This is a genomic window from Streptomyces sp. NPDC093018, from assembly GCF_040684035.1.
Taxonomy (GTDB): Bacteria; Actinomycetota; Actinomycetes; order Streptomycetales; family Streptomycetaceae; genus Streptomyces; species Streptomyces murinus.
Window position 1 is genome coordinate 119,982 of sequence record NZ_JBFBFF010000001.1, and the last position, 12,518, is coordinate 132,499.

Genomic DNA, 12,518 nt, shown 5'->3' on the forward strand with positions numbered 1-12,518 from the left:
GCGACTTCGCGGCGCGGTGCTGGAACTCGGACGGGCGCGCGGGCGCGTGGCGGGAGCGCGCGTCGGCGGTCCGGCCGGTGAGCGCACGCAGCGCACGCAGCGCACGGAAGCGGGCGTGCGGGCGGCGCCGGGCTTCGGGGCTGCGGCCACCTCCCCCGGCGCGGAGCCGACGCAGCCTCGGGCGGGGACCGGAAACGGCGCCTCAGCGGCACCGCGCCGGTCCCCGCCCCTACGTGGGCCTCGTCCGGGCCCCGGCCCTACGTGGATCTCGGCCGGGGCCTTCGGTGTCCGGTCACACCGTGACGCGGCGCGAGCGCCGGGTGCGGCGGAGGCGGAGGCAGACCGCGAGCACGGCCGCGGCGGCTGTGGCGGCGGCCGCGGTGAAGGCCGTCGACGTGGTTGACGATTCGGCCGTCGCGGTGGCCGCGTGCGCGGAGGACGCGGGCGGGGACGCGTGGGCGGAGGACATGGGCGCGGGCGCCGGGGCGCCGTCGTAGCCGCCGCCCTTGCCCGCCCGGTCGTACGCGGAGCCGGGGAGCTTGTCGCCGTACTTCTTGTGGACCAGGCGCTGATAGGCGGCGAGGGAGACACCGGACTTGCCCACGGCGCGGCGCGCGTCGGGGTCGAGCGGGAGCACCCGGCCGTCGCGCACCACGTACCAGGCGTCGATCTGCGGCTCCTGGAAGACGGTTCCGCGGCCGTGCGCCCTGCCGACGTAGTCGGTCTCGTCGCCGCCGGTCGCGATGTTGACGACCTTCCACCCCTGCGCCGTCCGTACGGTCCACAGCGAGGCGACCTGGCCGTCGGCGGAGACCGCCTTGCTCGCGACGAACTGCGGCGCGGCGACGGGAGCGCCCGGGCGCCCGGCGACGAACCCGGGGGCGAGGGAGTAGACGGTCACCGAGGGCCCGACCAGATGCGGGCGGGCCGCGCTCGCCTTGAGGGCGCCGCCGCGGGCGAAGAAGCGCGACAGGGTGTCGAGGGTGGCGGGACTGGACGCCGCCTCGCGCGCCTGGGCGGTGGCCGAGGTGGTGAAGGGCGCGGGGAAACCGGCGGGCGCGGAGGCCGCGTGCGCGGCGGCGGGGGTGAGGACGCCGAGAGCCGTGGCGGCGAGCAGGGCGACGGCAGCCGTACGCGGGTGGGTCGAGGTCATGGGGGTCACGCTCCGATCCCGTAGAGCGAGTGCGTCCACGTGAACGAGTTGTTGTCCACGTAGTAGTCGTAATCCGCCCAGTTGTAACGGGAGTTGGAGGGCCAGGGATCGCCCCAGTAGACCTGGCCGGCGGAGGCGTCGTAGCCGTAGAGCACATGCATGTGCCCGCCCCCCGAGCTCCACTCAATGCGTGTCTCGACGGGGCGGCCGGCGTCGATCTCCTTCTGCACGGTGGCGTAGCGCAAGTAACCCCGCACGTACGTACCGGGGTTGATGCCCATCCAGTAGAGGGCGTCCTGCACATTGTCCAGCGCCGCCTGCCAGTTGCCGCAGGGGCTGCCCTGGGGACGGCCGAACGCGGCGTCGCAGAACTGGTTCTGGTTGTAGTCGCGCCCGAACCACGAGGCGATGGTGTTGCCGCTCGCCGCCCAGCACCAATTGCTGTTCTGCTGCGCCTGCATGGTGATGTTCAGACGCTTGGCGGTGGCGGTGGCGGCCGCGGGGCGAGCGGCGGCCCGCGGCGCCGCCGGTCGCAGGGAGTCGGGTGCGGCGTGCGCGGTGGCCGCCGGGAGGAACGCGGGGGTCAGGACGGCGAGGGCCGTGAGGGCCAGCGACGCCAGCCGTATACGGCCCCGGTTGGAGGTGGACATGGCAGTGCTCCCAGTCAGGGTGGGGGGTGGCGGTGCGCGTCCGGACGCTGCCACAGCAGCTTTGATCACCCACCGGGCCCCGGTCAACGCCCTCCGCGGCGGGATGGTGCTGAAGTAAACTGCGCGCGTACGGTTGTGAACGCCCCCGTGGTGCCGGCAGGTGGCGGCCCCTAGGCAACACCCCGTGCCCGTACGGGAAGTGAACGTTCACGGGAAGCGAGCACGGGGGCCGGGAGAGGGAAGAGCCCCGATGGCAGCACGTGCTACCGATCGCCATGCCACCCCGCGCCCCGGTGATCCGGCCCTCGGCCCCTCCCGCCGCCCCGCCCCCCGGTCCACCCCCGAGGCCGAACTCGCCGAAGCCCTGCGCACCGGCCCGTTCGCCGTCGCGCTCCGGGCCGCGCTCGCCGCGCGCGGCCTTGCCCTGCACCGGGTGCAGCACCGGCTCGCCCAGCGAGGCATCCAGGTCGGGGTGACCAGCCTCAGCTACTGGCAGCGCGGTTTACGGCGGCCCGACCGGCCCGAGTCGCTGCGCGCCGTCGCCGTGCTCGAAGAGGTCCTGGAGCTGCCCCCGCACGCGCTCACCCGGCTGATAGGGCCGCGTGCCAACGGCGATCGTCCCCCGGCCCGTCCGTACCGCGCCATCCTCGAACCGGCCGCCGCGCTCGAATCGCTGCTGGCGAGCCTCGCCGCACCGGAGGACGGCGGGCTGCACACCGTGATCCACTACGAGCACGTGCACATCGGCGCCCGCCGGGAACTGCTCGCACGGGACTCGCACCATGTCGTACGGGCCCACCGCGACGGCGTCGACCGCTATCTCGCCATCCACCTCGGCGACCCGGGCTGCGACCCGGAGCGGGTCCGGGTGCACGGCCTCGGCAACTGCCGGGTCGGGCGGACCCGGCGCGACGCCGCCGCGGGGATCGTCGTCGTGGAGCTGCTCTTCGACGCACGGCTGAGAGCCGGCGACACCGCCGTCCTGGGTTACCGCTTCGAGGACGGAACCGGCGCGCCCAGCGAGGAGTACGTGCGCGGCTTCACCTACGGCGGCGGCCAGTACGCCCTGCAGATCGGCTTCGACCGCGCCGCCCTGCCCGTCCACTGCCGCCGCTTCACCCGCCCCTCGGCCACCGCCCCCCGCAAAGCGGTCACCGACCTGACCCTCAACGCCCATGGCTCGGTCCACCTCGTGGAACAGCAGATCCGCCCGGGCGTCCTCGGCATCACCTGGGAGTGGGACTAGGGTCCGGTCCCGAAAGCGGGGCCCGACGCGAACGTCCCTCTGTTAGGCCGGATGCCGTCTGCGGATGCACGCCGCGGTCGACCGCCGCAGCATCCTGATCATGCGGATATCAACTGCGGTACGGACCAGTCCAGTGTCGGCGCGGCGCCGTGGGGCGCGTCATGTCATACCCGTGGCCCTCGTCTGCGGTGTGCTGCTGGCCGGCACCGCAGCGTGCGGCTCGGACGGCGGTCGCAGGAACCACGTCGGCGCACCGGGTCTCAACGTCCCGGTGGCGTCCGGGTCTCCCAACCCGGGCGCGGTGCCCCGCCTTCCGGGCATCGGAAGCCGTATGTCGAAGCGTGTACCGGCCGACACCCGCCAGGCGGTGGTCGTCTACGGCGACGACCGGGACTCGGACGAGAGCACCGTCGTGCTCTACGAGCGCAAGGGCACCGCCTGGAAACTCTCGGGTACCTGGCCCGCGCACAACGGCAGGCAGGGCTGGACGACGGACCATCACCTGGACGACGAGCGCAGCCCCGTCGGCGCGTTCTCCCTGACGGACGCGGGAGGGTCGCTCGAAGACCCCGGCAGCCGGCTGCCCTACTGGTACGACGACAACGCCTATGCGGCCATGACGGAGGACGGCGACGAGCACGTCCATGACTTCGACTACGTCATCGCCATCGACTACAACCGGCTCAAGGGCGTCGCGCCGTTCGACTGGAACCGCCCCGAGGGAGTGGAGAAGGGCGGCGGCATATGGCTGCACCTGGACCACGGTGACGGTACGTCCGCCTGTGTCACCGTTCCCGAGTCCGGGATGAAGACGCTGCTGAGCACCCTGAACCCCCGCCTCCACCCTGTCGTGGTGATGGGGGACCGGGACCACCTGAGCGCCTGACGGCGGGCCACCGGAGCTGTTCACGAGGCCGCGCCCACTGGCGGCCACCGCGCTGTGTCGGCGCGGTGGTCAGCCGGGCGGCCTGCGCCGGGCGCGCAGTGCCAGTACCAGGCAGAGCGCGGTCGCGGCGATGGCGAGTGAGGCGAGCAGCCGTGCCCAGGAGGTGCCCACGACCGGTGCCTGGGCGGCGAGCAGCACCACCGCGGTCGCGGCGGCGGCGGCCGACGCGGGCGCCGCCTGCGGTCGGCCGGGCGGGGCGGTGACACCGACGGTCCACGCGTCGGTGACGAGCAGATAGGCGAGCAGCAGCGCGGCGACGCAGACGACCAGCCAGAGCGGGGGACCGGCGGCCGCCGCGACCGCGATCGCCGCGGCCGGCAGCACGGTCGTCCTGCGGCGGGCCGCGACGGCGCGCCAGCGCATGGACGTCAGGACGGGGCGCGCGTCGACCATCGGAGCGGCCCACCACGCGGCCCCCGCCGCCCCCAGGACCAGCACCTTGACCGGCCACGACGCGTGCAGGGCGGCCGGCGGATCGCAGGCCGCGACGGCAAGTGCCGTGCCGAGCAGGCGATCGGTGAGCCGGGAGGTGAGACGCGCGCGGAACAGCGCGGCTCGGCTGTCGGCCGGGCGCGGACCCGGCCGGGCGGCGGCGGTCGTCATCGGGTCCCCCCGTGGATGCGGGTGCGCAGCAGCGGCGCGAGCGCGAGGTCCAGGCTCTCACCGGGCCGGTGGGCGACGACCGCGATGCCGCGTTCCACCAACGCGAAGCGCATGGCGGCGCGGTCGGCCCGCCACAGCCGCAGCGCGAGTTCGCCCTCGGTGTCGCCGGCTTCCAGGGCCGGCTCGCCGCTCGGGATCTCGACCACGACCATCGGATTGGCCCGGCCGCGCACCTGGTGCAGGATGTCGAAGATCCGCTGGTCGGTCAGCGGTGTGATGACGTACACCAGCGCTCCTTGTGGCAACGCGGGCGGCGGGAGCAGGCCGATCCCCTCCGTGCGGTACGCGGCGTCCTTGCGGACGTCCAGCACACTCTCGACGATGCGGTAGAAGTACCCCTGTCCGCCGCCCGGTTGCAGCCAGCGGGTCGCGCCGCCGACCGACACGACGCCGACCCGGTCATGGGCGCGCAGGTAGGCGCGGACCAGCCCCGCGGCGGCCCGGAAGGTCTCGTCGAGCGAGGACGCGCCGGTGACCGGGTCGACCACATCGGCGAGCACGTCCAGCAGCACCACGGTGTCGGCGGTGCGCTCCGCGGCGAACTGATGGACCTGGAGGGTGCCGCGCCGGGTGGTGGCCGGCCAGTGGATCCGCCGCTGCCGTTCGCCGCGCACATACGGGTGTACGCCGGTGACCTCGATGCCCTCGCCGCGCTGCGCGGCGGTGTGCTCGCCGAGCCGCTGCGGCAGCCGGACCGGGATGGGCGTGAGACCGGCGTGCCCGGGCAGCGGAAAGACGGCGATCTCACCGAGTTCGACCCGCACGGTGCGCCGGGCCAGCCCACCGCGGTCGTAGACGTCGACGTCGACCGTGCCGAGCGTCCAGCGGCCCCAGCGCCGCACGGTCAGGACGAGATCGATATGGCGCGGGCCGACCGCCAGCCGGTCCAGCCGGACCCCGTGGCCGAGGGTGATGCCGGGGTCCAGACGGCCGGTCTCACCGTCGCAGGCCACCGCGATCCGCACCGTCACCCGCTCGCCCTCGAAGCACCGCCGCGGCTCCACCTCGGCCTCGGCCGTCACCGTGTCCGGGCGCGGCCCGCCCGGCAGCGCGAGGGCGAGCAGCACCAGGGGCGCGGCGGCGAGGGCGAGCACCCAGGGGCGCCCGGTGACCAGCGCGGCGACCAGCGCGACGACCGCCGACGTGCCCAGCCGCAGCGCGCGTTCGCCGGCACGCCAGCCGGGCGGTGGCGGCGGCGGAGGCTCGGCGGTCAGCTCCGGGCGGCCGTCCAGGGCCCGTCGGACGGCGGCGGCCGCTCGGCCGGTCGGCACCGGCTCCGTCATGACACGGCCGACGTGCGCGGCAGGGTCGCCGGGGCGGGTACGGACTGCACGATCTCCCGGATCACGTCGTCGCCGTCGATCTGCCTCACCCACAGCTCCGGCTTGAGGGTGACACGGTGTGCGAGGGCCGGCACCGCCACGGACTTGACGTCCTCCGGGGTCGCGTAGTCCCGCAGGTCCAGGACGGCACGGGCGCGGGCCAGCTGCACCAGGGCGAGGCCGCCGCGCGGTGAGGCGCCGACCTGGATGTGCGGGTGGGCCCGGGTGGCGCCGACCAGTGCGACGGCGTACTCCAGCAGGTCGTCGTCCACCTCGACGCGTTCGACAGCGGCCCGCATCGCCAGTACCTCGCCCGGTCCGCTGAGCGTGCGCACCACTGCCTCGGGCGCCGCCCGGTCGATACGCGCGCGCAGCATCCCGGTCTCCTGGGCCGCCGTCAGATAGCCCATCCGGACGCGCAGCAGAAACCGGTCGAGCTGCGCCTCGGGCAGGGTGTACGTGCCCTCGTACTCGATGGGGTTGGCTGTTGCGACGACCACGAAGGGATCCGGCAGCGGCCGGGTGCTCCCGTCGATGGACACCTGGGACTCGGCCATCGCCTCCAGCAGCGCGGCCTGGGTCTTGGGCGGGGTGCGGTTGATCTCGTCGGCGAGCAGCAGATGGGTGAAGACCGGGCCGGGCCGGAAGACCATGTCGGCGCTTCGCTGGTCGTAGAACGGGGCGCCGGTGACATCGGAGGGCAGCAGATCGGGGGTGAACTGGATCCGGCGGAAGTCCAGGCCGAGCGCGGTGGCGAAGGAGCGGGCCAGCAGCGTCTTCCCGAGCCCGGGCAGGTCCTCGATGAGGACGTGACCGCCGGCGAGGATACCGAGCATCACCAGCGCCAGGGACTCCGACTTGCCGACCACGGCGGTGCCGATCTCGTCGAGCACGGCCGCGGCCGCTTCACCCGCCTGCCGCGGTGTCAGGGTGTCGTGGTCCGGGATGGGCTGCGTGCTGGTCACGGTCGGATCCTCACGGGACTGGGACTGGGACTGGGAGGGAGAGGGGGAGAAGGAGGGGGACTGGAGGGGGAGAGGGGACGGAGACGGAGGCGGGGCTTGTGCGAGGGCGAGGGCGGGGGCGGAGACGGGTGCGCGGGCCGCGGGGTCGGCCGCGGCGCCACCGGTCACAGGGCTTCCAGCCGGTCGAGCAGGGCACGCAGGACGGGCTCGGGGAGAGCGGGCCCCGGAGCGGACGCCCCGGGGTCGATCCACGGCCACAGCTCGGCGCCGACCAGCGCCCGGGCCCGCCCCGGGTCCCGGTGCATCACGACGCCGTGCCCCTCGGCCAGCCGGGCGGCGAACAGCCGCTGCAACTGCGGCCTCATGACGGTTCGCAGATGCACCTCGCTGTCGTCCGCGAGGGTCTTGGCCACGATGCGCAGCCACCCGCCGAGCGCCGGGGCGTGGCTGCCGAGCAGGCGCACCCGCTTGCGGTGGTCGCTGTCCTGGGCGCCGCCGCCCGCGGCATAGCGCACCAGGACCAGCGCGACCGCGGTGAGGAGGGCGAAGCCGGTGGCGGCCGCTGCGGCACCGTCGGCCAGGGCGAGCAGCACCTCGGCCGCGACCGCGACGGTGCCCAGGACGACGACCGAGTGCCGTATCGATCCGGGCGTCCGTACCACGGAGTTGACGAAGTTCTGTGTCCGCGCGGGCACCTTCATGAGGCACCCGCCACGGCTTCGGCCCCGGGCGCCCGCGAGCGCAGACCGTCTGCGATCTCGGTCAGCGCCGCCGCGGCCCGCTCGCGGTGGCCGTCGTCCATCGGATGCGTGGAGTAACGGGCCTCGCGGAACAGGGCGGTGAGCTCGACGACGGCCGCCCGCGCGGGCAGCCCGCCCGCGGCAGCCCGCTCCAGCAGGTCCTGCGGGCTGTCCGAGGCGCGCCGGGCCACCCCGGAGGCGGCGAGCGACTCCTCCATGGTGGCGTAGCAGGCGATGACGGCCGCGCGGGCATCGGTTCCGTCCAGCAGGGCACGGCGCCCGGAGTCCACGGCCCGGGTCAGCCGTTCCCGCTCGTCCCCGGCCGTCCCGTGGGTCGCCGGTGCTTCGAGCACCGGGGACCGCGTCAGATACCGCCGCAGGTACAGCCCCGCGATCACGACGACCACCACGAACAGGGCGATGCCGAGACCGAGCAGGATGGGCGTCGGCCCGAGGCGCAGGCCGTGGTCGGCGTGCTCGGCGGCCGGCAGATCGGGCACCGGATCCTGCTTCGGACTGGGGAACGCGGTCGGCCCGTCGCCGCCTTTGTGCTCGGCCTCATGGCCGCCGCCGAACGAACCGAACCGGTGCAGGGCCAGGACGAGCAGCGGTACGACCAGCGACGCGGCCGGCAGCACGCGGCTCACGACGTCGACCACCCGCTGTTCCACCGGGTCGAGCCCCCGCACGGCGCGGACCCGCTCCTGGTACTTCTCGCGCAACGCCAAGCCGCCGAGGAGTGCCAGCAGGACGAGACCGATCACCAGCACAGGATTGCCACCGAGCGGCCCGCGCCCCTTGGCCGACAGTCCCGTGCCGGGGCGCAACAGCAGCGCTCCCAGCGCCACTCCGCTCACCACCAGCACCGCCGACGCGACCTGCGCGGCACCGATCGTCCCGTGCCGCCGTCGCTGTCGCCCCGTATGCTCCCGCCCCACCGCCCACACCCCTCCCGTGTGATCGGCAGCTTTGCATACTGGTTGACGGCGTGTCAGCAGGGGGTACCGGCAGGACGGCCTCTCCGGAACCCCCGGTGCGCCACAGATCTCCTCCCCCTTTCGGCCCCCCTTTCTCCTCTCTTACTGCTTCCTCCCCTTCCTGGCGACGAACCCGGCGTGGGCGAGGGCGAGCAGGGTGACGGCCGTCAGCAGTGCGGGCGTCGTCGTGATGTGGCCGAGGAGCGCGAGGACGTACGGGGTGAACATGCCGAGGTACGCCACCGTCCAGAAGCAGGCCGTCCAGCGGGCGAGCCGGTGGGGCGGGGCGAGCGCCGCGGTCCGGGTGAGGCCCTGCGTGAGGGCCAGTCCGTAGCCCGCGCCGAGGACGACCGCGGCGAGGAGGGCGAGGGGCTCGTTCTCCGCCGCGGCGGCGACGGCGGCGATCGCCGTGCCGACCGCCACGGTCAGCAGGCCCGCGGCGGGCGTGGACGGGGCTCGCCGCGCGGTGAGCAGACCGGCGCCGGGGACGAGGGCCGTCGCGACGCCGGTGAGGATCAGACCGCTGTGGAGCGTGCTCGGCAGCGTGACGAAGCCGATGGTGGGGGCCGCGAAGACCCAGGGCGCCAGGGGCAGGACCGTGCGCCGGAAGCGGTGGCCGGTGTCTTCGCGGACGGTTTCGGAGCCGTGGACCGCGGCCGATCCGCCCGTCTCCGGCGCGGCCAGTGCGAGCCACCCCGCCACCGCGCCGAGGACGACGTGCGGGACGTACGCCGTCACCATCGGCCAGGGCGCCCACTGCGCTATGCACGCCGCCGCGAGGCCGCCCGTCGCGAAGCCCGCGGAGACGAACAGGCCGGGGCGGCGCGGCGAGCCGGAGAGTTCCTTGATCCAGGCGCTGCCCGCCGCCAGCAGCGCGCCCGCGCCGACCCCGGTCAGAAAACGGCCGGGCAGCAGCAGCCAGGTCCCGCCCCACGCGCCGCCCGTCATGAGGAGCACGGTGGACAGGACGTTGAGCGCGAGGGCCATGAGCGCCACCGGGCGCCGTCCCCTGCGGTCCGCGAGCGGGCCCGCGACCAGCAGCGCGGGTATCAGACCGACGACGTACACCGCGAACAGGCCGGTCACCGTGGACTCGGTGAGACCGAGGTGGCTCTGGTAGGCGCCGAGCAGGGCCGAGAACTGGTTGGCGCTCCAGCCGGAGGCCAGCATGATCCATGCGGCGCGGGCGTTCCGGGCGCCGGTGGCGGGGGGACGGGCGGTGACGGGCGCGGTGGTCGGGGCCGTGACAGGAGGTGCGGTCATGCCCCCTTCGTACCGGCCCGACCGTTCGGCCCGCGCCGTGCCTTCACGATTCGTGAACGCCCCGCGCCGGACACCCGGAGCCCCGTCTACCCTGGACGTATGGCGCTTGACCTGCGGCTGCTGTCGTCGTTCCTGGCGGTCGTCGAGGAGGGACACTTCGGACGGGCCGCGGCGCGGCTCTTCCTGTCGCCGCCCGCCGTCACCCAGCACATCCGCCGCCTGGAGAGCCAGGTCGGCGCACGGCTCCTGGACCGCTCCGGTTCCCCCGTCATGCCGACGGCGGCCGGAGTGCGGTTCGCCGGACACGCGCGCACCCTCCTCGACGCCGCGAACGCCGCGCTCGACGACCTGGCGGATGTCGCACAGGAGACCGACATCGGGCGGCCGCTGCGGGTGGGGATCATGGGCCACGGCTCGGCGGAGCTGACGCCCGCGGCCATCAACGCCTATCGGCGGGCCCGGCCCGAAGTACGGGTGGAGATCCGGCAGCTGGACTTCACGGAACATGTCACCGCGCTGGTGGAGGACCGGGTGGACGTGGCCTTCGTACGGCCGTCCCCGGAGGACGAGCGGCTCGTCGCGGATGTCCTCACCACCGAGCAGCGGATCATCGTCGTGCACGAAAGGTCGCCACTGGCCGACGCCCGGACGTCCGGGATCGGCGTCGCGGACCTCGCCGAACTGCCGCTGTTCCGGGTCCCGGGACACACCCCGCACTCCTTCACCGACTATCTGTACTTCGGCGACCGTGCCCAGCGCCGCAGCTCCGAGTACGCCGTCACCCCGCAGGAGGTCCTGACCGGCGTCGTCACCGGCCGGTCCGCGGGCTCCGGCCTGCGCTCCTTCGCGCGGTACTACGCATGGCCGGGCGCCGTGTTCATACCCGTCCTCGACGCACCGTGGGAGAGCAGCTATCTCGCGGTGCGGGCGGGTGACGACAACCCGGAGGTACGTATCTTCCGGGCGCTCGCGGTGGCCCTCGCGAAGGACCTGGGCCCCGGGATCAACGCTCTGTAGCGCGCGCCCCGCGCCACCACGCAGGCCCGAGGAGACGGGTTCAGCCTGCCGGATCGACGAGCCCGGTCATCTGCTGCCCCGCCGCACATCTCGGCTCGTGGACGGCTCCGAGCCGATGCGTCGGCCCGCCCCCGTGCTACGGCGCGGTGGCCGGATGCGGGGAGCGGAGCACGAGAAGGGTGATCTCGCTGGGGGCGAAGACACGGAAGGGCGGGCCCCAGAAGCCGGTGCCGCGGCTGGTGTAGAGGAGCGTGCGGGCGCCGTGGCGGCTGAGGCCGGCGAGGGCGGGCTGGTCGATGCCGACCAGGTGGTGGAAGGGCCAGATCTGGCCGCCGTGCGTATGGCCGGAGAGCTGGAGGTCGATGCCGGCGGCTGCCGCCCGGTCGACGAACTTGGGCTGGTGCGCCAGGAGCAGGACGGGGAGATCGGGGTCGGCGCCGTCCAGGGCTCCGGCGAGGTGGGCGCGATGGCCCGCAAGGCCGGACGACTCGGCGGTGACGTCGTCCACACCGGCGACCACAAGGGTGTCGCCGCCGCGTTCGAGCAGCAGATGGCGGTTGCGCAGCGGCTCCCAGCCCAGCTCGCCCATGAGGTCGACCCAGCCCTGGGCCTCGCTGTAGTACTCGTGGTTGCCGGTGACGTACACCCGGGCCCGGGTGGCCCGCACGGTACCGAGCGGGACAGCCTGCGCACGGCGGCGTTCGGCCGTGCCGTCCGCGATGTCCCCGGTGTGGCAGACCAGGTCGGCCTCAAGGGTGTTGACGGTTTCGCACACCCGCGCCGACCAGCGGGCGCGATCGAGCGGACCGTAGTGGGTGTCGGTGATGAGGGCGACGCGAAGGCCGTCCAACCCGGGTCCCAGCCGCGGGAGTTGCACGTCGAGTCGGCGCACGCGCGGCACCCGGCGGGCCTCGGCGTACCCCCAGGCGAGCAGGGCGGCGGTCACGCCGAGGACGGCCCACGTGACGATGCGGGCCCTGTCCTGACTCCCGCCGACACCGGCCACGGTCAGGGCGAGCCGCAACAGCACGCCGAGCAGAACGGACCAGGTGAACAGCACCCAGCCGGCGCCCAGCAGGGCGTCACCGATGATCGCCGCCCGGTCCTGCTGACGCCGGCCGTGGCCGCGCATCATCGCGAGCGGCATACCGATGAGGCCGAGGACGAACAGGACGGTGCCGACCAGCGCGACGGGCAACGGCCAGTGCTGCCCGGCGTGCAGAAGCACCCAACAGGGCACGGCCCACAACAGGACGGGGGCGACCAGAGGTATGAAACGCATCAGGCGGCGCAGCCGGCTCCGCTCCGGCGCCCGCGCCTCGCTGTCGGCGGGTCGAGTGCTGCTGGTCTCGGTCACGCTTCCCCTCTCTGACCGGGCTGCCGTCTCGCGCACTGTATCCGGTCACCCCCGGGGGCCGACCCGGCCCTCATGAGTACGGCCGTGCTCGGTGCTGCCGCCGGTGGAGAGCGCGCCAGGCGGCCGACGAGGGACTTGCCAGGCATGCGGGACCGACTGGAAGTGGTCCGAATCTTGCTGTATCTGGGGCGGCTGTCGCGCGGCAGTCGGCTGCCGGGC

Annotated in this window: 12 protein-coding genes; 3 read left to right on the forward strand and 9 right to left on the reverse strand. The window is 74.1% G+C overall.

Going from position 1 to position 12,518, the window contains the following annotated elements; genetic code table 11:
* Positions 1–292 precede the first annotated feature (292 nt).
* Positions 293–1,153 carry a hypothetical protein gene (locus AB0N90_RS00525; protein WP_365192071.1) on the reverse strand — a complete coding sequence of 287 codons (861 nt, stop codon included), beginning with the start codon at positions 1,151–1,153 and terminating at the stop codon, positions 293–295.
* Between the two features lie 5 nt (positions 1,154–1,158).
* Complete coding sequence (locus AB0N90_RS00530; RefSeq protein WP_365192072.1) at positions 1,159–1,803, reverse strand: papain-like cysteine protease family protein; 645 nt, start codon at positions 1,801–1,803, stop codon at positions 1,159–1,161.
* Positions 1,804–2,053: 250 nt separating this feature from the next.
* Between AB0N90_RS00530 and AB0N90_RS00535 the strand changes: the two genes are divergently transcribed.
* Both AB0N90_RS00535 and AB0N90_RS00540 read left to right on the forward strand, forming a co-directional pair.
* Positions 2,054–3,049 (forward strand): hypothetical protein, encoded by a 996-nt coding sequence (locus AB0N90_RS00535; RefSeq protein WP_361669478.1) that lies wholly within the window; start codon positions 2,054–2,056, stop codon positions 3,047–3,049.
* A gap of 331 nt (positions 3,050–3,380) precedes the next feature.
* Positions 3,381–3,935, forward strand: a complete 555-nt coding sequence (locus tag AB0N90_RS00540) for a hypothetical protein (protein WP_361669481.1) — start codon at positions 3,381–3,383, stop codon at positions 3,933–3,935.
* Between the two features lie 69 nt (positions 3,936–4,004).
* Here AB0N90_RS00540 and AB0N90_RS00545 read toward each other — a convergent pair whose 3' ends face one another.
* From AB0N90_RS00545 to AB0N90_RS00570, 6 genes are all read right to left on the reverse strand, one after another.
* Positions 4,005–4,598, reverse strand: a complete 594-nt coding sequence (locus tag AB0N90_RS00545; RefSeq protein WP_365192073.1) for a hypothetical protein — start codon at positions 4,596–4,598, stop codon at positions 4,005–4,007.
* Complete coding sequence (locus AB0N90_RS00550) at positions 4,595–5,941, reverse strand: DUF58 domain-containing protein (protein ID WP_365192074.1); 1,347 nt, start codon at positions 5,939–5,941, stop codon at positions 4,595–4,597. Before AB0N90_RS00550 ends, AB0N90_RS00545 begins: the two co-directional genes overlap by 4 nt.
* Positions 5,938–6,945: a MoxR family ATPase gene (locus AB0N90_RS00555; protein ID WP_365192075.1), complete on the reverse strand. Its 1,008-nt coding sequence runs from the start codon at positions 6,943–6,945 to the stop codon at positions 5,938–5,940. Before AB0N90_RS00555 ends, AB0N90_RS00550 begins: the two co-directional genes overlap by 4 nt.
* A 164-nt stretch (positions 6,946–7,109) precedes the next feature.
* Positions 7,110–7,646 (reverse strand): hypothetical protein, encoded by a 537-nt coding sequence (locus tag AB0N90_RS00560; protein ID WP_365192076.1) that lies wholly within the window; start codon positions 7,644–7,646, stop codon positions 7,110–7,112.
* Positions 7,643–8,623: a DUF4129 domain-containing protein gene (locus AB0N90_RS00565; RefSeq protein WP_365192077.1), complete on the reverse strand. Its 981-nt coding sequence runs from the start codon at positions 8,621–8,623 to the stop codon at positions 7,643–7,645. The genes AB0N90_RS00560 and AB0N90_RS00565 overlap by 4 nt, the downstream gene beginning before the upstream one ends.
* A 141-nt stretch (positions 8,624–8,764) precedes the next feature.
* Positions 8,765–9,925, reverse strand: a complete 1,161-nt coding sequence (locus tag AB0N90_RS00570) for an MFS transporter (RefSeq protein WP_365192078.1) — start codon at positions 9,923–9,925, stop codon at positions 8,765–8,767.
* Positions 9,926–10,024: 99 nt separating this feature from the next.
* On the opposite strand from AB0N90_RS00570, the gene AB0N90_RS00575 reads away from it, so the two are divergent.
* The gene (locus AB0N90_RS00575) at positions 10,025–10,942 is read left to right on the forward strand and encodes a LysR family transcriptional regulator (protein WP_365192079.1); all 918 of its coding nucleotides are present in this window, start codon (positions 10,025–10,027) and stop codon (positions 10,940–10,942) included.
* A 136-nt stretch (positions 10,943–11,078) separates the two neighbouring features.
* On the opposite strand, the gene AB0N90_RS00580 is transcribed toward AB0N90_RS00575, so the two are convergent.
* Positions 11,079–12,299 carry a metallophosphoesterase gene (locus AB0N90_RS00580; RefSeq protein WP_365192080.1) on the reverse strand — a complete coding sequence of 407 codons (1,221 nt, stop codon included), beginning with the start codon at positions 12,297–12,299 and terminating at the stop codon, positions 11,079–11,081.
* Between the last annotated feature and the right edge of the window lie 219 nt (positions 12,300–12,518).